Source organism: Deferrisoma sp. (genome assembly GCF_054681715.1).
In genome coordinates this window covers 1-18209 of record NZ_BAAHFQ010000062.1, presented here as the reverse complement: position 1 = coordinate 18209, position 18209 = coordinate 1, and the positions used below count along the sequence as shown (strand labels likewise).

General features: G+C 69.8%; 18 protein-coding genes. 10 read left to right on the top strand and 8 right to left on the bottom strand.

Translation table 11 applies throughout. From position 1 onward, the window contains the following. On the top strand, window positions 1–651 hold a 651-nt coding region (locus ACY0I8_RS10250; protein WP_461394677.1), incomplete at its 5' end, for a xanthine dehydrogenase family protein molybdopterin-binding subunit. 3 nt (window positions 652–654) lie between these two features. Further along, window positions 655–1080 (top strand): pyridoxamine 5'-phosphate oxidase family protein, encoded by a 426-nt coding sequence (locus tag ACY0I8_RS10245; RefSeq protein WP_461394676.1) that lies wholly within the window; start codon window positions 655–657, stop codon window positions 1078–1080. Between the two features lie 160 nt (window positions 1081–1240). Here the strand turns inward: ACY0I8_RS10245 and ACY0I8_RS10240 are convergent, their stop codons facing one another. Next, complete coding sequence (locus tag ACY0I8_RS10240; RefSeq protein ID WP_461394675.1) at window positions 1241–2365, bottom strand: 4Fe-4S binding protein; 1125 nt, start codon at window positions 2363–2365, stop codon at window positions 1241–1243. A gap of 190 nt (window positions 2366–2555) precedes the next feature. On the opposite strand from ACY0I8_RS10240, the gene ACY0I8_RS10235 reads away from it, so the two are divergent. Then, complete coding sequence (locus ACY0I8_RS10235) at window positions 2556–2990, top strand: hypothetical protein (RefSeq protein ID WP_461394674.1); 435 nt, start codon at window positions 2556–2558, stop codon at window positions 2988–2990. Between the two features lie 185 nt (window positions 2991–3175). Here the strand turns inward: ACY0I8_RS10235 and ACY0I8_RS10230 are convergent, their stop codons facing one another. From ACY0I8_RS10230 to ACY0I8_RS10210, 5 genes are all read right to left on the bottom strand, one after another. Beyond that, entirely contained in the window at window positions 3176–4114 is a 939-nt protein-coding gene (locus tag ACY0I8_RS10230; protein WP_461394673.1) for a glycoside hydrolase family 130 protein, read from the bottom strand. 74 nt (window positions 4115–4188) lie between these two features. Continuing rightward, window positions 4189–5328: a glycosyltransferase gene (locus ACY0I8_RS10225; protein WP_461394672.1), complete on the bottom strand. Its 1140-nt coding sequence runs from the start codon at window positions 5326–5328 to the stop codon at window positions 4189–4191. A gap of 407 nt (window positions 5329–5735) precedes the next feature. Then, entirely contained in the window at window positions 5736–7424 is a 1689-nt protein-coding gene (locus ACY0I8_RS10220; protein WP_461394671.1) for a glutamine--tRNA ligase/YqeY domain fusion protein, read from the bottom strand. 37 nt (window positions 7425–7461) lie between these two features. Beyond that, a complete protein-coding gene (locus tag ACY0I8_RS10215) occupies window positions 7462–8415 on the bottom strand; it encodes a calcium/sodium antiporter (protein ID WP_461394670.1) in 954 nt (317 codons plus the stop codon). After that, entirely contained in the window at window positions 8412–9425 is a 1014-nt protein-coding gene (locus ACY0I8_RS10210) for a potassium channel family protein (protein ID WP_461394669.1), read from the bottom strand. The genes ACY0I8_RS10215 and ACY0I8_RS10210 overlap by 4 nt, the downstream gene beginning before the upstream one ends. A gap of 123 nt (window positions 9426–9548) precedes the next feature. On the opposite strand from ACY0I8_RS10210, the gene ACY0I8_RS10205 reads away from it, so the two are divergent. The 5 genes from ACY0I8_RS10205 to ACY0I8_RS10185 all read left to right on the top strand — a co-directional run bounded on the left by ACY0I8_RS10205 (window position 9549) and on the right by ACY0I8_RS10185 (window position 14801). Beyond that, on the top strand, window positions 9549–10790 hold the full coding sequence (locus ACY0I8_RS10205; RefSeq protein ID WP_461394668.1) for a DEAD/DEAH box helicase: 1242 nt from the start codon (window positions 9549–9551) through the stop codon (window positions 10788–10790). A gap of 82 nt (window positions 10791–10872) precedes the next feature. Further along, a complete protein-coding gene (locus ACY0I8_RS10200; protein ID WP_461394667.1) occupies window positions 10873–11529 on the top strand; it encodes a SatD family protein in 657 nt (218 codons plus the stop codon). Next, window positions 11516–11896 carry a hypothetical protein gene (locus ACY0I8_RS10195; RefSeq protein WP_461394666.1) on the top strand — a complete coding sequence of 127 codons (381 nt, stop codon included), beginning with the start codon at window positions 11516–11518 and terminating at the stop codon, window positions 11894–11896. Before ACY0I8_RS10200 ends, ACY0I8_RS10195 begins: the two co-directional genes overlap by 14 nt. A 135-nt stretch (window positions 11897–12031) precedes the next feature. Then, on the top strand, window positions 12032–13846 hold the full coding sequence (locus ACY0I8_RS10190) for a putative bifunctional diguanylate cyclase/phosphodiesterase (RefSeq protein ID WP_461394665.1): 1815 nt from the start codon (window positions 12032–12034) through the stop codon (window positions 13844–13846). A 337-nt stretch (window positions 13847–14183) separates the two neighbouring features. Continuing rightward, entirely contained in the window at window positions 14184–14801 is a 618-nt protein-coding gene (locus ACY0I8_RS10185) for a DUF3786 domain-containing protein (RefSeq protein ID WP_461394664.1), read from the top strand. Between the two features lie 406 nt (window positions 14802–15207). On the opposite strand, the gene ACY0I8_RS10180 is transcribed toward ACY0I8_RS10185, so the two are convergent. Continuing rightward, complete coding sequence (locus tag ACY0I8_RS10180) at window positions 15208–16551, bottom strand: UbiD family decarboxylase (RefSeq protein ID WP_461394663.1); 1344 nt, start codon at window positions 16549–16551, stop codon at window positions 15208–15210. An 86-nt stretch (window positions 16552–16637) separates the two neighbouring features. On the opposite strand from ACY0I8_RS10180, the gene ACY0I8_RS10175 reads away from it, so the two are divergent. After that, entirely contained in the window at window positions 16638–17183 is a 546-nt protein-coding gene (locus ACY0I8_RS10175) for a peroxiredoxin family protein (RefSeq protein ID WP_461394662.1), read from the top strand. 12 nt (window positions 17184–17195) lie between these two features. Here ACY0I8_RS10175 and ACY0I8_RS10170 read toward each other — a convergent pair whose 3' ends face one another. Continuing rightward, complete coding sequence (locus ACY0I8_RS10170) at window positions 17196–17666, bottom strand: WbuC family cupin fold metalloprotein (protein ID WP_461394661.1); 471 nt, start codon at window positions 17664–17666, stop codon at window positions 17196–17198. Here ACY0I8_RS10170 and ACY0I8_RS10165 point away from each other — a divergent pair. Then, the coding region (locus ACY0I8_RS10165) for a DUF3786 domain-containing protein (protein WP_461394660.1) at window positions 17649–18209 on the top strand (561 nt) is incomplete at its 3' end. The genes ACY0I8_RS10170 and ACY0I8_RS10165 overlap by 18 nt on opposite strands.

Here is an 18209-nt window from a genome sequence, read left to right as displayed (position 1 = left end):
TGCCGGGCCGAGCAACTCACCGTGGGCGAGGGGGAGATCTACTCGGTGTTCGAGCCCGACAAGAAGCGCATCGGGTTCTGGGAGACGGTGGAGCGCTACATCGACGCCAACGGCCCCCTGGTGGCCTCGGGCGAGTTCACCCCGCCCCGGCGCACCGGCAAGTTCAAGGGCGCCAACATCGGCCACAGCCCCACCTACGGGTTCACGGCCCAGGTGGCCGAGGTGGAGGTGGACAGCGAGACGGGCGAGATCCGGGTGGTGAACTACTGGGAGGCCGGGGACTGCGGCCAGGCCATCAACCCCCAGAGCGTGGAGGGCCAGGTGGAGGGATCCATCGTGATGGGCATGGGCCAGGCCCTGTTCGAAGAGCTCAAGGTGGCCGAGGACGGCCGGCTCCTCAACCCCAACCTCCACGACTACAAGATCCCGACGGCCGCGGATCTGCCGGCCATCCGGACCCACATCGTGGACAGCTACGACCCGGACAGCCCCTTCGGGGCCAAGGAGTCGGGGGAGGGGCCGATCCAGCCCGTGATCCCGGCCATCTTGAACGCCATCTACGACGCCATCGGGGTACGGTTCACCGAGATGCCGGTGACGCCCGAGAAAGTGCTCGAGGCCCTCGAGCGCCAGAAGGCCGAAAGGAGCTAGGTCATGGACGCCGCCAAGGTACGCGAACTCGTGAACGACCCCCGACGGGTGGGGGTGATGGCCACCACGAACCGCGCCGGGGAACCGAACGCCGCGGTGTTCGGCTCGCCCTACATGCCCGACGACTACACCCTGGTGATGGGCCTGGGGGAGACCCGCACGGCCCAGAACCTGCTGGAGACGGGCCGGGCCGCGTTCCTCACCGTGCTCCCGGCCGAGAACCCCATGGAGACAAAAGGGGTCCGGATCTACCTCAAGGTGCGCGCCATGGAGAAGGAAGGCCCCAACCTCGAGGCCGTGAAGGACCGGATCCGCAAGGCGGCCGGAGACCGGGCCGCGGCCCGGGTGAAGTACGCCGTGTTCTTCGACATCGAGGCGGCCCGGCCGCTGATCGACTGGAGCCCGGCGAGCAAGGATCCTCTCACTTAAGCGCCGGCCGGGCGTCTGCAAAATCTTGAAGTGCGAACGGCCGGCGGGCCTTTGGCTCGCCGGCCGTTTCCCTTCAAAGGGATTGCCGGAGGCGGGTGGGGAACGGGCCCCCCCCGGAACCATTCCCCATTCCCCCTCTCCGATTCCCCCTCCCCCCGCCCTACCCCCTCGCCGCCAGCAACCGGTCGAGCTTGGAGCGAAGGGCCGTGAGGGCGAGCCGGGTCGGGGTCAGGGCCCCCCGGGCCCGGCCCAGGTTGAGCAGCGTTTCCTGGTACGACCGGGGCACCTCGGGGGTTTCGGGCTTGCGCTCCAGGGTGAGGGCCCCGGTGGGGCAGCGGGTCACGCACAGCCCGCACCCGATGCACCGCTCGGCGGCCAGTCGGACCTTCTTGTCCTCGAGGGTGAAGGCCCCCGTCTGGCAACGCTTCACGCATTTCCCGCACCCCACGCAGGCCTCCTCGTCCAGCCGGACCACGAAGGCGCTCGACACGATCTCGGCCGGCCGGGGGTGGCGGGCGATGTTCTTGAGCACCTGGCAGCAGCACCCGCAGCAGCAGCAGATGTTCACGGCCTTCTGGGCGTTGGAGGGCTGGAGCACCAGCCCCTCCTCCTCGGCCCGGGCCAGGATCCCCAGGGCCTCCTCGACGTCGATCACCCGGCCCACCCCGCGGCGCTCGTAGTAATCGGCGGCCGTTCCGAAGATGAGGCAGGCCTCCTCGAGCTTCCCGCAGCCCTTGCCCGCGATCTCGTGCTCCCGGCGGCAGATGCACGGGGCCACCAGGATCTTCTTCTGCTGGCGCACCAGTTCCTCGGCCCTCTCGTGGGCCATGACCGCGTTCTCCACCTCCACGGCCTTGCCCACCGGCACCGTGCGAAGCTGCGGGCTCTTCTTCCAAAGTTCCGGGTCAAACACGTGGGGCAGGTACTCGTTCACGTCCCGCACGAGCTCGGGGTCGAGATCGTTCACGTGGTACTCCCAGATCCCGATCACGAACTGCGCCGCCATGTAGAGGGTGGGCTTTCCCGGCCGGGCCATCGAGAACACGAGGCCCCGCTGGACCATGCTCTCCAGCCGGCGCTCGGCCTCCTCGACCGGGAGCTTGGCCCGCCGGGCGATCACCCGCGCCTCCTCGGGAATCACGGTGAGGCACAGGGCGAGCTCGGCCTCCTCGGGGGTGAAGAGCCTCTTCAGAATCCGGATCTCGACCCCGGACTCGGTGCGGGGGTACCCGCCGGGAAGCCGGTCGAGATGCCGGGCCAATCGCTCGTATACGTCTTTTGGCATGGGAGTTCCTCGGTTCCGAAGGGAGGGAGTTCGGTCCATCCAGGGCACAAACATGAATATTCATTCACCCCACAGACCCTACACGAAACCTCCCCGGGCCGCAACGGGTTTTTGGCCTGCCGGGGGTTCCCTTTCCGGGAACTCCTGGTACGCTCACCGATGTACGGCCCCGGGCGGAAAGGAGTGGGCCATGGGATTTTTCAACCGACTGTTCGGCGGCCGGGAGGAGCTTCCGGAACTCGACGCCGCAAACCCGGTCGCGCGGCGTCTCGACGAGGTGAAACCCGCCCTCGAGGACCTGGCCAGGCGGGTCCGGGATCCCCTGGAGGTGGTGCCCTGCCCCCACGGGACCTTCGTGTTCATCGGGAAACCCCAGAAGCGCTTCGGCGCGGCCTGGGTCGAGGGAAACGAAGTCAAGAACCTCCGCCAGTTCGCGGAGGAGCACCACATCCCGCCCGACCGGCTGGGGTCGCTGGTGGAAACCCTCCAGCAACTCTATGAGCGCGAGGCCCTGAGCGCCCCCCGGTACGTGACCCGGGTGGCCGACCGGACCGTGGTGGTGGACGCCTCGGAGGAACTCGGCCGGAAGGTCGAACAGGTGCTCGAGCAAAGCGCCACCCATTAGGGGAGCCCCGTGCTCCCCCTTTGCGATCCGGAACCGGCGCATCCCCGACGCGATCGCCCGGGGCCCGGGGCCCCGCCGGTTCCTTAGCGGCCCGGCCGTTCCAGCGGAACGCCGGGCCGTTTCGTGGAGAGCGGCCCGGCGCGGCCGGTTCTCCCGTTCCCCCTCGCGCCCCCCCGCCCGGGACCTCAGCCGGATCCGCCGCAGCCCTGGTCGATGGCCCGGAGGATGTCATCGAGACGCGCCTCGGCCAGCCCGATGCAGGTGTCCGCCGCGCCGTAGTACATCTTCAGGGTGCCGTCCGGCTCGGGGACGATGCCGCAGGGGAACACCACGTTGGGCACGTCGCCGGTGCGCTCGTAGGGCTCCTCGGGCCCGAAGATGAAGTGGGGCGCGTACCCCAGGACCCGCTCGGGCCGGTCGGCGTCGAGGAGCATCGCGCCGACCCGGTAGAGGGTACCGGCCCCCGTGCCCCGCACCCCGTGGTAGAGCACGAGCCAGCCCCGGTCGGTCCGGATCGGGGGCGTGCTCGCCCCGAGCTTCGAGCCCGACCACCCGGGCTCGGGCGCCAGCACCACCCGGGCGTCGCCCCAGTGGCGCAGGTCCGGGGAGTACTGGATCCAGATGGAGCCGGGCACCCCGTGGTATCCCCCGGGCCGGTCGAGCATGGCATACCGGCCGGAGAAGGTCGTGGGAAACAGGACGGCGTCCTTGTTGGGCACCTCGGTCACCAGGGCGATCCGCTCGAACTCCACGAAATCCCGGGTCCGGGCCAGACCTACCCGTGGGCCGTGGCGGCTGAACGCCGTGTAGGTGATGTAGTAGGCGTCGCCGATCGGGGTGATCCGAGGGTCCTCCAGGCCGTACTCCTCGTAGGGCCCGAACTCCGGGTCGTCCGAGGGCTCCACCCAGGGCCGGGGGTCCACCCGGAACCGGTACCCGTCCTCCGACCGGGCCAGGGTCAGGTGGCTGTGGCCCCTGAGGTCCTCGACCCGGAGCACCAGGATGTAGTCGTCGCCGTGCTTGCAGGCCGCCGCGTTGAACACCGTGTTGCAGGCGTACGGGATGTCGTCCCGGTGGATGACGGGGTTTTTCCTGTACCGCTCGAAGGGACACAAATGCCTCATGCCAGACCTCCGCGTCGGTACGATCGGCGGCCGCCGGGCGCCGACGGAATGAGCCGGGCCGGGCGGCGCTCCGGTCAGTCCACCACCAGCACGTTGGGCTCGATGGCCTCGTACCCGGTGAGCCGCCGGTACAGGGCCAGATGTTCCTGCGCCACCTTCGGCCAGCCGATCCGCTCCCGCACGTACCGGCGAGCCGCCTCGCCGCATTCCCGCCGGCGCGCCGGGTCGCGCAGCAACCCGGCGATCGCCTCCACGAACTCGTCGTCGGTGGAGCAGGTCACCCCTCCTCCCGAGTCGTCCAGGGCCCGGCGCATCGACTCGGTGGCGCTCGCCACCACCGGCCGGCCGAAGGCGAGGCAGTGGGCCAGGATGCCGCTCTGGGCGTTGATCTCGTAGGGCAGGGCCACCACGTCGGCGGCCGAGAGGATGCGGTCGAAGGTGTCCTGGGCCAACTGGCCCCGGATCAGCACGATCCGGTCGCGGACCGGCGAGGTGCGAATCCGCTCGAAGAGCATCTCCCGGTACTCGATGAACTCCTTGCCGCGGATCTTTCCCGCCACGACCAGAAGCGCCTCGGGAACCCTCTCCACCACCCGGGGGAAGAGGTCCACGATGCGCTCGAACCGCTTGCTCGGCCGGAAATACCCGATCATGAGGAGAATGGGCCGCCCGTCCGGCAGCCCGAGCCGCCGGCGGGCCTGTGGGTCGGGGTCCACGATCCGGGCCCCGTGGGGGATCACGTGGAGTTTCGCGTCGAACCGGCCGCCGAAGGCCTGGTGCAGGGCCTCCCGTTGGTAGGGCTCGTGCACGATCGCCGCATCGGCGTTGGTGAGGAGGTTCTCCAGGAGGATCCGGTGGGCCGGCTCGATCCGGGCGTACACGGTGTGGAGGGTCACCACCACCGGCACCCCGATCAGCCGGAACTTGATCAAGAGCGGCACGGCGTTCACCCCGTAATGCCGGCCGAACAGCCCGAACTCGTGCTGCACGTGCACCACATCGGGGGTGAGCCGCATCATGGCCGAAAACGCCCGCTCGGCCAGGTTCTCGTCCTCGTAGTCGAACACCGGGAACACCCGGGGCCCGGCGCCCCCCAGGTGGCCCACGATATAGGTGTCCACCTGGGCCTCCCGGAGCGCCTCCGTGAGGTACTGGGTGTAGGTGGCGATCCCGCACTCGATCGGCGGGTAGGTGGAGACGAACCCGACGCGCATGGCCGCACCCTCCTGCTGCCGGTTCGGGGCCCGGCCGGCCGACCGGCCCGAAGCCCCAGGGCGGATCGGACGGCCGGAAATGTGGGTCGGGCCGGGGCCGGCGGCAAGGGTGCGGGCGCGGGTCACACTAAATTGCGTTCAAAGCTACCGTTTCCTGATTCGGCCCGGCAAGGGGTCTGGTGGAGCGCCGGGCGTGGCTCCTACAGTCGCTGCATCCGGCACTCAGCCGATGCCTCCCTCGCCATGAGCCCATCAAAGGCTCGCCAACGGCCGCGTTTCCGCCGTTCATGGAGCCGCCGGGCTGAGTGCCGGATGCAGCGTAAGCCGGATGCCGCACTCACGCACGGCCGGAACCAGGCCCCTCGCCGGGCCCCCGGGACGGGTGTCTGTTTGAACGCAACTTGGTATCAGCCCCCCCTTGCCCGCACCTTGGCCCAGGTGTCCCTGAGGGTCACGGCCCGGTTGAACACGGGCCGGCCCGGCCGGGTGTCGGGGTCCACGGCGAAATAGCCCAACCGCTCGAACTGGTAACGCTCGCCGGGCTCCACCCCGGCCAGGCTCGGCTCGAGCTTGCACCCGGTGAGCACCTCGAGGGAGTGGGGGTTGAGGTAGGTGCGGAAATCCTCCTTGAGCCCGTCGGGGTTGGGCTCGGTGAAGAGCCGGTCGTAGAGCCGGACCTCGGCCTCCACCGCGTGGTCGGCCGACACCCAGTGGAGCGTGGCCTTCACCTTGCGGCCGTCGGGGGCGTCGCCGCCCCGCGTGGCCGGGTCGTAGGTGCACCGCAGTTCCACCACGTTGCCCTCGGCGTCCTTCACCACGTCGGTGCACCGGATGAAGTAGGCGTACCGGAGCCGCACCTCCCGGCCCGGGGCCAACCGGAAGAACTTCTTGGGCGGGTCCTCCATGAAATCGTCCCGTTCGATGTAGAGCACCCGGGAAAACGGCACCTTCCGGGTGCCGGCCGAGGGGTCCTCCGGGTTGTTCACGGCCTCGAGCTCCTCCACCTGCCCCTCGGGGTAGTTCTCGATCACCACCCGGAGCGGCCGGAGCACGGCCATGCGCCGCTCGGCCCGCCGGTTCAGGTCCTCGCGCAGGCAGTGCTCCAGGAGCGCCACGTCCACCACGCTGTCCTTCTTGGCCACGCCGATGCGGCCGCAGAAATCCCGGATGCTCTCGGGCGTGTACCCCCGGCGGCGGAGCCCTGCGATGGTGGGCATGCGGGGGTCGTCCCAGCCGGCCACGTGGCCGCCTTCCACGAGTTGGGTGAGCTTTCGCTTGCTCATCACCGTGTAGGTAAGCCGCAGCCGGGCGAACTCGATCTGGCGCGGGTGGTGCACGCCCAGGGCCTCGAGGAACCAGTCGTAGAGCGGCCGGTGGTCCTCGAACTCCAGGGTGCAGATGGAGTGGGTGATGCCCTCGATGGAGTCGGACTGGCCGTGGGCCCAGTCGTAGGTGGGGTAGATGCACCAGGCGTCGCCCGTGCGGTAGTGGGTCGCCCGCTTGATCCGGTACATCACGGGATCGCGCAGGTTCAGGTTGCCCGAGGCCATGTCGATCTTGGCCCGGAGCACCCGGGACCCGTCGGGGAACTCCCCGGCCCGCATCCGCTCGAACAGATCCAGGTTCTCCTCCACCGACCGGTTCCGGTAGGGGCTCTCCCGGCCCGGCTCGGTGAGGGTGCCCCGGTACTCGCGGATCTCCTCTGCCGAGAGGTCGTCCACGTAGGCGAGCCCCTTGCGGATCAGATCCTTGGCCCACTCGTAGAGCTTCTCGAAGTAGTCCGAGGCGAAGTAGAGGTGCTCGCCCCAGTCGAACCCGAGCCACCGCACGTCCTCCTGGATGGCCCGGACGTACTCCATGCTCTCGGTCTCCGGGTTCGTGTCGTCGAGGCGCAGGTGGCACCGGCCGCCGAACTCCTCGGCCAGCCCGAAGTTGAGGCAGATGCTCTTGGCGTGGCCGATGTGGAGGTAGCCGTTGGGCTCCGGCGGAAACCGGGTGACCACCTCCCGGAACCGGCCCTCGGCCAGGTCGGCCCGGATGATGTCCTTGATGAAATGGGACGGCGCCGTCTCGTCCCGGCGGTCGTCGTGGGGCATGGGGAGTCCTCCCGATGGGGTTCGACGGGCGGCGGCGCTACACCCCGCCGCCCAGGTAGAGCCAGGTCACGTAGAGGCCGTAGCCGGCCAGGAGCAGGGCGCCCTCGGCCCGCGACACCACGGAACCGGTCCGGCAGATGGGCAGGAGCGCCAGGGTGAACCCGGCGAGCACCGGGTACTGTAGCACGAAAAACGACCGGTCCACCGCGATGGGGTCCAGAACGGCAGCCACCCCCAGGACCCCGAGCAGGTTGAACAGGTTCGACCCGAGCACGTTTCCGACGCTCAGGTCGTCTTCGCCCTTGGCCACGGCCACGAGCGAGGTGGCCATCTCCGGCAGGCTCGTGCCCACGGCCACCATGGTAAGCCCCACGATCACCGGGGGAACCCCCAGGAGCCGAGCCGCGGTCACCCCGCCCCCCACCAGCAGATTCCCGCCGACGACGACACCCGCGAGCCCCCCCACGACGCACAGGGCGTCGGTGCCCCTCTGGAGCAGCGAAGGCGAGGACGCCTCGTAGCGCTCCTGGACCTCGCCGGGGGCCCGGCGCTCCACGCCCACGCTCCAGTAGAGGAACCCGGCGAACCCGGCGAGCAGCGCCACACCGTCACCCCGGCCCAGGGTCCCGTCGAGGCTCAGGAGCACCACCAGCACCACGGCCCCGAGCCCGAGGGGCACCTCCCGCCGGATCATGGTGAACTCCACGGTCATCGCCCGGATCACCGTGCAAAGCCCCAGGATGAGCCCGATGTTCGCGATGTTCGAGCCCACCACGTTCCCGAGGGCGATGTCGGCGTTACCCTTGAAGGCCGCGGTCACGGTGACCACGAACTCGGGCAGGCTCGTGCCGAACGCCACCACGGTGAGGCCCACCACGGCCGGGGCGACCCCCAGGCCCCGGGCCAGGCTCGAGGCCCCCCGGATGAGGAGGGTGGCCCCCAGGTACAGCAGGAACGATCCCGCGATCACCTGGAGCACCGCCACGGTCATGGGCCGGCCTCCGGGCCGCCCCGGGCCAGGGCGTCGAGCCTTTGCAGTTGTTCGCGCTCCCCGATCACGATCAGCCGGTCGCCCGCCTCCGGGCGGGTGCGGGCCGAGGGGTTGAACTCCATGTGGCCGCTCCGTCGCTTGATCGCCACCACCATGATGTCGAGCTCCGAACGGATCGGGCTCTCGGCCAGGGGCACCCCGGCCAGCGGCGATCCCTCGGCCAGGAGCACCTCCTCCATCTGGAGCCCCAGGCTCTCGGAGGCGGTGGCGAGCTCGATGAAGTCGATCACATTCGGCCGCAGCACGGCCATGGCCATGCGGGTGCCGCCGATCAGGTAGGGCGACACCACCCGGTCGGCCCCGGCCTGGAGGAGTTTCGATTTGCTGCGCTCCTCCTCGTACCGGGCCAGGATGAAGAGGTTGGGGTTCAAGCCCCGGGCGGTCAACGTCACGAACAGGTTGTCGGCGTCGGAGTGGAGCGCCGTCACCAGCCCTCTGGCCCGCTCGATCCCGGCCTGGAGGAGCACGTCCTCCTCGGTGGCGTCGCCCACGACCACGGGATAGTGCTCGGGGATCTTCACCACCTGGGACTCGTCGCGCTCCACCACCACGAAGGGGATCGGTTTTCGCTCGAACTCCTGGGCCACGAGCCGGCCGATGCGGCCGAACCCGCAGATCACGTAGTGGTCGCGGAGCCTTCGGATCTTGGACATCCTGCGTCTCCTCCCGAGCAGGGCCTGGACCTCCCCCTCCACCACCATCCGGCCCAGGGTTCCCACCGAGTAGGTCATGAGCCCCACCCCGGCCACGATGAGGAACATCGTAAACAGCCGCCCCTCGGGGCTCAGGGGCCGCACCTCGCCGTACCCGATGGTGGACAGCGTGATCAGCACCATGTAGAGGCTGTCCTCCCACCCCCAGCCCTCGAGCCACCGATACCCCACCGTGCCGCACGCCACGATGCCGGCCAAAAGCGAGAGGATCCGCCGCAACTGGGGCCGGGTGTTCACCGCAGCCCCCCGACCAGGCGACCCCGCGGCTCCGGTTTGACCCGCCCAGGCTCGCCGCCTATAGTGGCGTGTTTCTCACCCGTCCCCCGGGGAACCGCCCGGGGGCGTTTCGAAAGGAGTTCCATGCACCTCACCGACAAACGGTTCACCGAGTTTGACCTGCCGCCCGAACTCCAGCAGGGCATCGCCGACTGCGGGTTCACCCACCTCACCCCGGTCCAGGCCCGGAGCCTCCCCCTCTGCCTCGAGGGCCGCGACGTGGCCGTGCAGGCCCAGACCGGTTCCGGGAAAACCGCTGTGTTCTTGATCACGATTTTCAACCACATGCTCCGCACCCCCCGCCGGGAGACCCGGGGCGTCTGTCCAAGGGCCCTGGTGCTCACCCCCACCCGGGAACTCGCCGTGCAGGTGGCCCAGGACGCCGCGGCCATCGGCCGGCACCTCCCCTTCCGGGTGGTCGCCGCCTACGGCGGAGTAGATTACCAGAAACAGCGCGAGGCCATCGCGGGGGGCGTGGACGTGCTGATCGGCACCCCGGGCCGGCTGATCGACTACCTCAAACAGAAGGTCTACCACCTGCGGGACGTGGAGCTCGCCGTGATCGACGAGGCCGACCGGATGTTCGACATGGGGTTCATCGGCGACATCCGGTTCCTCCTGCGCCGCATGTCCCGCTACGACCGGCGCCAGAGCCTCCTGTTCTCGGCCACCATCTCCGACCGGGTCATGGAACTCTCGTACGAGTACATGAACGTGCCGGAACTGGTGGAGATCACCCCCGACAAGGTGGTGGCCGAACGGGTGGAGCAGGTGCTCTACCACGTGTCGTCCGCGGAGAAACTCTCGCTCCTCCTCGGGCTCTTGAAGCGCGAAGACTGGACCAAAGCGCTGGTGTTCGTCAACACCAAACGGGCCGCCGGGCGGCTAAAGCCGGTGCTCGACGCCGCCGGGTACCCGGCGGCCGTCCTGAGCGGCGACGTGAGCCAGCCCCAGCGGCTCAAGATCCTGAAGCGGTTCATGGCCGGGGATGTCCGGGTGCTCGTGGCCACCGACGTGGCGAGCCGGGGGCTCCACGTGGAGGGCATCAGCCACGTCTTCAACTACGACCTTCCCCTGGAGGCCGAGGACTACGTCCACCGGATCGGCCGCACGGCCCGGGCCGGGGCCTCGGGCAAGGCCGTGAGCCTCGCCTGCGAGGACTACGTGTTCGGGCTAGACGCCATCGAGGACTACATCGGCCACAAGGTCCCTGTGGCCTGGCCGGAGGACGACTGGTTCGAGCCCGTGCCCAAGGTGCCCCGCGCCCCCCGATCCGACCGACCCCGGCGGCCGAAGGGCCGCCGGCCGGGCCGGGGCCGTCGGTGATCCGGGGTGCGGTGCCGGCGGCCCGGGATTTCGATAGGCTTTTTGGCAAATAACTTCAAATAATATGGGCTAGACTACATAAATGGCGCCCTCCTCCCCCTCGTTCCTGTGCCTCACGGCCGACGTGGTGTCCTCCCGCGCCCACCCGGGCAGTGCCCAACGCCTCCGGCAAGCCGCCGAGCGCGTGAACGCCCGGCGGGCCCAGGGGCTCGCCGTGCCTTTCTCGGTGACCGTGGGCGACGAGGTCCAGGCCCTCTTCGTCGACGCCGAGGCGGCCCTCGAGGCCGAGCTCGACCTCCGGCTGCTCCTGTTCCCCCTGCGCCTTCACTGCGGCCTCGGGGTCGGCCCCGTCGAGGGGCCCATCGAGGATCGCACGGGCGGCATGCAGGGGGAGTGCTTCCTGCGGTCCCGGGAGGCGTTGGCCGAGGCCAAGCGCCATGGGGACGGTCTCACCTGGATCTCCTCGGGGAATCCCCCCCTCGACGACGCGGCCAACGCCTGCTTTCTGGCCCTGGCCGCGGTCGAAGCCCGGTGGACCGAGAAGCAGGCCCGGGCCCTGGAGGCCGTGCGCGAGGTCGGCACCCAGGTCCAGGCGGCCCGCCGGCTCGGCATCTCCCAGCCGAGCCTTCACCTTCGCCTCAAGGCGGCCCACGCGGGCCCGTACCTGGAGGCCCGGGGGCGGCTCGCCCGGTTCCTGACCGCTTCCCACCTTCCGGACGACGGCCGTGGGGGCGACTGACCTCCTCGCCCTGGCGGCGGGCTACGCCGCCGCCCTTTGGGGCGGCGACCGGTTCGTGGCCCGCGTCCTCGGACGCGTCGTCCCGCCCGGCTCCGCGCCGGAAATCGAGCAGTTCCGGGCCCGGGGCCTCCCCCAAGGGGGCCGCGTCATAGGCTACCTGGAGCGGTTTCTCACGGTGAGCTTCGTGCTGCTCGGCACCCCGGCCGCCATCGGGCTCGTGCTCGCGGCCAAGGGCATTCTGCGGTTCGGAGAGATCCGGGAGGCCAAGGATCAGCGGGTGGCCGAGTACGTGCTGATCGGCACCATGCTGAGCCTCAGTTGGGCCCTGGCGGTGGGCGCCGCGCTCCGGTGGTGGCTTCTGCCGTAGCGTCTTCCCGGCTCGTCGCCCCTCCCCTCGCCCCCTGCGCCCCTTTCAAGTTCGGTCGCCCTCCTCCCGAAAAGGGTTCAGGGACAACAACGTCCCCGGTGCCCCTGGAATCCTGCTCGACGAAAGGCCTCCCGCATGCAGCCCGCGACCATCCTCGTTGTGGACGACGACGAACGCGTGACCCGCGCCCTGGTGCGGCTCCTGCGCCGCGACGGCCACGAGGTGCGCACGGCCACGTCGGCCCGGGCGGCCGAGGAGGCGCTGCGTGAGGGCGAGGTGGCGGTGCTTCTCTCCGACTACCGGATGCCGGGCGAAAACGGGGTGGCGCTCCTTCGGCGGGCCCGGCAACTCCGGCCCGACACCGTGCGGATCATGCTCACCGGGTCGGCCGACCTCAAGGCGGCCGTGGCCGCGGTGAACGAGGGGGCGGTCTTCAAATTCGTGCTCAAACCTTGGGACGACGACTGGCTCCGGGCCACGGTGGCCGAGGCGGTGCAGCAGTACCGGGCCGTGCGGGAACGGGCGCGGCTCGTGGCCGAGATCGAGGAGGCCAACGCCCGGCTCCAGGAGCTCAACGCCGAGCTCGAGCAGGCCCTCCGGCGCCGGGCCCGCGACCTCGAGTTCGCCCGGCGGCACGACCCCCTGACCCGGCTTCCCAACCGCGAGCAGTTCGGGCTCCAACTCGCCGACGCCCTGCGGGCCGCCCGCATGGCCGACAAGCCCGTGGCCCTGCTGGTGCTCGACCTCGACCGGTTCAAGACCGTGAACGAGGCCCTGAGCCACTCGGCGGGCGACGCCGTGCTGCGGGAGACGGCCGCCCGCATTACCTCCTGCCTGCGGCGCTCGGACCTCGTGGGCCGGCTCGGGAGCGACGAGTTCGCGGTGGCGCTCGTGGGGTACACCGAACCCGACCTTCCGGCCCGGGTGGCCCGCCGGATCCTGGCCCGGATCGCCCATCCGCTTGCGGCCGAGGGCCGGGAACTCTATCTCACCGCGAGCCTCGGCGTGGGGCTCTTCCCCCACGACGCGGAGACGGCCGACGAACTCCTCAAGCGGGCCGACCTGGCCATGCACCACGCCAAGGAGGGCGGGGGAAACCGCTACGAGTACTATTCCGAGGAGATGAACGCCCGGGTGTTCGAGCGGGTGATGCTCGAAAACGCCCTGCGCGGCGCCCTGGAGCGCCGGGAGTACCGGCTCTTTTTCCAGCCCCAGGTGGAGCTTCGAACGGGACGGTTCGTGGGCGCCGAGGCCCTGTTGCGGTGGAGCCACCCGGACCTGGGGCTCGTCTCCCCGGCCAAGTTCGTGCCGCTCCTGGAGGAAACCGGACTGATCGTGCCCGTGGGAGAGTGGGTGCTCGAGGAGGCCTGCCGCACGGCCCGGGAGTGGGCCAAACGCCTTGGGCCGGACGCAAAGGTCTCCGTGAACCTCTCGCCCCGCCAACTCCTCCACGACGATCTCCCGGACCGGGCGGCCGAGATCCTGGCGCGGGTCGGCATCCGGCCCGAGGCCAACCCCATCGAACTCGAGATCACCGAAAGCGGGGTGATGGGAAACCCCGAGCGGGCCGCCCGCCTCCTGGGTCGGTTGCGGGACCTGGGGTTTCGGATCTCGGTGGACGATTTCGGGACCGGGTACTCCTCGCTGGCCTACCTCCGGCGGTTTCACCTGAACGCCCTCAAAATCGACCGGTCGTTCGTGCACGACCTGCCCGGGCAGGCCGAGGACTCCGCCATCGTGCGGGCGATCCTGGCCCTGGGGCACGAACTGGGGCTCGAGGTGGTGGCCGAGGGCATCGAGACCGAGGAGCAGGCCCGGTTTCTCCGGGACCTGGGATGCGATTACGCCCAGGGGTACTGGTTCGGCCGGCCGGCCCCGGCCGACGAAACCGCCGACCTCATCGCGCGGGCAAACGCCGAGGCGCCCTCCCGGGCGGCGGGAACCGGCTGAACCACCCCGGCCCCATCCGATCGCGGGCGCTGTCCCCGCGCGAAGCCGGCCCCCATCCGGAACGCAGGCGCGGCCTTCGTCCCGGCGTGACCGTGTCCCCTGCCCGCCGCCCTCCTGGCGCGTCGCCCCCTCGGGCGGTCCCGCACCATCCCCAATGCCCCTCAGACTTGTCCCTTTCCTCACAGTCAAGAACGCCCCGGCTCCTGCTCGGTGGCGTTGCGCTTCGCTGCACTCTTTGGTACGTGCCATTGCTCACTGGGCGTGGGCGCACGCCGAGAACGGCGCGGTGGGATGCCGGGCCTTGGATCCCCTTCGGCCCGTTGAGGGGAGGGATGCGATGGAAGCCGTAGGCCACGAGAGGATCTTCCTCGATCTGCTGGAGCGGCTCAAGCACGCCGACCTCGAGCGGTTGGCCGCAAGGAAGGGGCTCAAGCCGAGGCCGGACGGGAAGGTGCTCATCGAGTCGCTGGGTGCGTCCTACCTCGTGGACCGAGGCGGCGTCCAACGCCTGGACGGCGGCCCGGTCCGCCCCAAGGAGGGACTGGCCGTGCTGGGCTACCTGTTCTCCCCCGGGACGGGGGAACCCGCCGGGGAGTTCGTTCCCTTCCGCCTCCTGGGCGGCTTCAACCTCGGCCGGGCAACCCACGAACTTCGGCGTTTGAAGGTGGCGCTGCTTGCGAGGTTCGGGAATGATTACGCCTCGTTCGCCGCTGTCGCCCGGAAAGTGGGAGGCATCGAGGAAGAGGCTCCCGGTGCGGGCCAGCACGCGTGGCAGTTCCCCGTGTTCCCGAAACTCCTGGTGAAACTCGTTTTCAACGAGGCGGACGAGGACTTCCCGCCCGATATCCACCTGCTTTTCGACGCCAGGGCCCTGGAGTTCTTCGGGTTCGAGTGCCTGGGCTTTCTGCCGGATTACTTCGTTTCGAAACTCATCGAGGTGGCCCGGGAGGGATAAGCGGCGGCAGGAAGGACCGGAGGCACGCGGGGACGGCCGTAGCCTCTGTCCCCCGAAGTGGCCCGGCACCCTGGTACCACCCTATGGTGGACCACCCCGAACACGCCCAGCCGCGCCGCCCTCGGCATTGCCACCCCTCCCGTCGCCCACCTGCCCCGGCGGGGGCCAAGGCTACCGAAACTTTTCAACTTTGCTGCGTCCCCTCCTCCGCTCGCGCTCCTATCACGCTACTCGAATCACGGCAAACCTTCCACCGCGCGATTGCATCATCCCATTAGAGCAGCGCGGAGTTGTAGGTTCAGGCTGACTCGGGGCGCGGGAACGGTCGGCGCTTTGCTACGGGCGTTGCCCACTCGCCCGTGAGCCTCGGCCGCGGGCCGCGATCATGGCGTTCGGGATCGCTCCCTCACTCCCGACCCAGCCATTTCCGGGCCTTGGCCACCGCCGCGTCCGGCATGGAAACCTTCGTGAAGTCTCCCCCGGCGCCCTTGGTGGCGTCGAACCCGATTTTGGCCGCGTCGTCGCTCCCCGCCGAGGAAGGATCGATCACGTATCCTCCCAACCCCTCCAACACCACCGTATCGCGCTCCGGGCGGTACCGGGTGGCCAGGGCCCAGGCAACTTCCCTCGGGTCGCGGATGTCCACGTCGTCATCCACCACCGTCACCATCTTGAGTCGCCGGTCCAGGGCCAAAGCCAGATGGATGAGGCGCCGAACCTCCTTGGCCGAGCCATTCGCCACCGAGACCACCGCAGAAAACCCACAGGTGCCCGGAGCCATCTCGAGGTCCACGACCCCGTGTACCTGGGAACGGAGCTGTCCCAAGAGTTCGGTACCGGCGGCCAGGGAGAGAAGGTTGTCCACCTCGGCCGTCCAGGGACACAGGGCAGGGTAGATGAAGTCCCTACGATGGGTGACGGCCGAAACCTCGACCACGGGACTGAGGTTCTTGAAGTAGTAGCCGGTGTTCTCGCCGAAGGGGCCTTCGGGGGCGCGGACGCCCGGGAGCACACGCCCCTCCAGGACGATCTCGGCCCGGGCCGGCACGGCGAGGGCCACCGTCTCGGCCTCCACCATTTCCAAGGGGTGTCCCCGGAACGCCCCGGCGACCTCCAGCTTGTCGGGCCCCGTGGGCCCCACCTTCACCACCGAGGCCAGCAAGGTGGCGGGATCCATCCCCAGCGCGACCGCGATATCGAGCGGCCGGCCTTGGGCCTCGGCCCGCTCGAGGAACACGGTCATCGGCGGTGTGGCGAGCAGGATCCCCAGCCGGTTACCTCCTTGCACCATCAACCGGTGGACGCCCATGGCCCGCTGCCCGGTCTCCGGGTCGCGCGCCAGCACGAGGCCGCAGGTGATGTATGGGGCGGCGTCCTTTTCATGGTGGGTGAGGATCGGAAGAAGCCCCAACAGGTCGTCCGGGTGCTCGTGCACCACCTCCTTCACCGGAACCTCGGCCTCGGCGGGCACGGGGTGCACGGGGTTGGACTTGGCACGCAGGTAGGTTTCGCCCAGCCTCTCCTCGGTTGTCCCCAACGCCTTGGCCAGGAGGCGGCGGCTCGCCAGGAGATTCCCGGCCACCCGCGCCCCGGGGTACCCCGGCACCACCTCGAACAGCACCGCTCGTCCCTCCCGTTGCGCCTCCCGCAGAAACGCCGCCATCTCGTACCGCGGCTCGAACGGATCGTTGACCCTCAGGAGGTCGTCTCCCAGGTCATCCAGGAACTCCCTCAGATCTCGGTATCCCATGCGTTTCTCTCGCCTCCCTTTCCTCCAGCCCCTTGCGAAAACGACACGCTTTGCTACAGATAACCGCGTCCGCAAGGGGGCCTGCCATGCATCCCTCACCGATTTCCCGCCCTCCCGTCCTCGCCCTCTCGCTCGTCGCGGTCCTATGGGCCGGCTCCGCTCTCGCCGGCATGGGCACGGAGAACCTCCTCAAACCCGGAGACGCTGCGCCCCGGTTTCGGTTCGCCCGGGTTCCGGACGGGGAGGTCCAGGCGCTCGAAGACCTGGCGTCAGACCGGCCCGTGCTCGTGGTGTTCTTGCAGACGGCGTGCCGGTCGTGCCTGCGGGAGATGCTCGCGGTAAAAAAACTCCACGCCGAGACGGAGGGGGCCTTCGCCGTGCTCGGGGTGTTCGTGGACATGAAGGCCCGGGACTTCGAGGGCTACATCCGGGACTACGACCTGCCCTTCCCGTTCACCTGGGACCCGGAGTTCACCCTGTCCAACGCCTTCGGGGTCACCTTCACCCCGGCGAGCTTCCTCCTCTCCCCCGACGGCACGGTGGAGGCCGTGTACCGGGGCTTCACCGTGGGCCTCGAGGAGGCCATGGCCCGCGACCTCGACCGGGTGCTACGGAAACTCGGACGGCGCTGAGCCGCCCGGGGGCTACCCCTCCCGGCGCCCCCCCGGCCCCGCGGTTCGGTACCACCGCTCCAGGGCGGCCGCCCCAGGCTCCCCCTCGGCCGGGGCCCAGGGGGCGAAGTCCTTGTCCGAAACCGGCCGGTAGGGGCCCGGCTTGCACTCGAAGAGCACCGTGCCGGGCTCCAGGGCCGCCACCGCGTGCCAGGCGCCGGGCTCGATCTCCACACCCCGCACCGGCCCATGGGACGAGAGTTCCTCCCGCCAGACGACCGTTCCCCCTTCGTCGAACCCCAGCCCCGCGGCCCGGCCCGTAAGGGCCAGGAAGAGCTCACACCGGGGCGGGTCGGCGTGGCGGTGGGGCCGCACGTAGGTCCCGGGCTCCATGGCGTTCAGGAACCGCTGGACCGGGTCCTGGAGGTCGGGGTGCAGGTTGTCGTTGGCCCGGCGGCGCTCCGCCGCCCGGGCCGTGTCACGGACGTGACCGCCGTAGGCCACGAGAGGATCTTTCTCGACCTGCTGGAGCGGCTCAAGCACGCCGACCTCGAGCGGTTGGCCGCAAGGAAGGGGCTCAAGCCGAGGGCCGACGGAAAGGTGGTCATCGATTCGCTGGGCACGCCCTACCTCGTGGACCGAGGCGGCGTCCAACGCGTGGACGGCGGCCCGGTTGGCCCCAAGGAAGGACTGGCCGTGCTGGGCTACCTGTTCTCCCCTGGGACGGGGGAACCCGCCGGGGAGTTCGTGCCCTTCCGCCTCCTGGGCGGCTTCAACGTCGGCCGGGCAACCCACGAACTGCGGCGTTTGAAGGTAGCGCTGCTTGCGAGGTTCGGGAATGATTACGCTTCGTTCGCCGCTGTCGCCCGGAAAGTGGGAGGCGTCGAGGAAAAGGCTCCCGGTGCGGGCCAGCACGCGTGGCGGTTCCCCGTGTTCCCGAAACTCCTGGTGAAACTCGTCTTCAACGAGGCGGACGAGGACTTCCCGCCCGACGTCCACCTGCTTTTCGACGCCAGGGCCCTGGAGTTCTTCGGGTTCGAGTGCCTG

What these genes read in the sequence shown, in the direction of transcription:
- ACY0I8_RS10185 (WP_461394664.1), top strand. Translation starts at nt 14,184, where the DNA reads ATGGAAGCCGTAGGCCACGAGAGGATCTTCCTCGATCTGCTGGAGCGG.
- ACY0I8_RS10175 (WP_461394662.1), top strand. Translation starts at nt 16,638, where the DNA reads ATGCATCCCTCACCGATTTCCCGCCCTCCCGTCCTCGCCCTCTCGCTC.
- ACY0I8_RS10200 (WP_461394667.1), top strand. Translation starts at nt 10,873, where the DNA reads ATGGCGCCCTCCTCCCCCTCGTTCCTGTGCCTCACGGCCGACGTGGTG.
- ACY0I8_RS10245 (WP_461394676.1), top strand. Translation starts at nt 655, where the DNA reads ATGGACGCCGCCAAGGTACGCGAACTCGTGAACGACCCCCGACGGGTG.
- ACY0I8_RS10240 (WP_461394675.1), bottom strand. Translation starts at nt 2,365, where the DNA reads ATGCCAAAAGACGTATACGAGCGATTGGCCCGGCATCTCGACCGGCTT.
- ACY0I8_RS10225 (WP_461394672.1), bottom strand. Translation starts at nt 5,328, where the DNA reads ATGCGCGTCGGGTTCGTCTCCACCTACCCGCCGATCGAGTGCGGGATC.
- ACY0I8_RS10215 (WP_461394670.1), bottom strand. Translation starts at nt 8,415, where the DNA reads ATGACCGTGGCGGTGCTCCAGGTGATCGCGGGATCGTTCCTGCTGTAC.
- ACY0I8_RS10230 (WP_461394673.1), bottom strand. Translation starts at nt 4,114, where the DNA reads ATGAGGCATTTGTGTCCCTTCGAGCGGTACAGGAAAAACCCCGTCATC.
- ACY0I8_RS10205 (WP_461394668.1), top strand. Translation starts at nt 9,549, where the DNA reads ATGCACCTCACCGACAAACGGTTCACCGAGTTTGACCTGCCGCCCGAA.
- ACY0I8_RS10190 (WP_461394665.1), top strand. Translation starts at nt 12,032, where the DNA reads ATGCAGCCCGCGACCATCCTCGTTGTGGACGACGACGAACGCGTGACC.
- ACY0I8_RS10220 (WP_461394671.1), bottom strand. Translation starts at nt 7,424, where the DNA reads ATGCCCCACGACGACCGCCGGGACGAGACGGCGCCGTCCCATTTCATC.
- ACY0I8_RS10235 (WP_461394674.1), top strand. Translation starts at nt 2,556, where the DNA reads ATGGGATTTTTCAACCGACTGTTCGGCGGCCGGGAGGAGCTTCCGGAA.
- ACY0I8_RS10180 (WP_461394663.1), bottom strand. Translation starts at nt 16,551, where the DNA reads ATGGGATACCGAGATCTGAGGGAGTTCCTGGATGACCTGGGAGACGAC.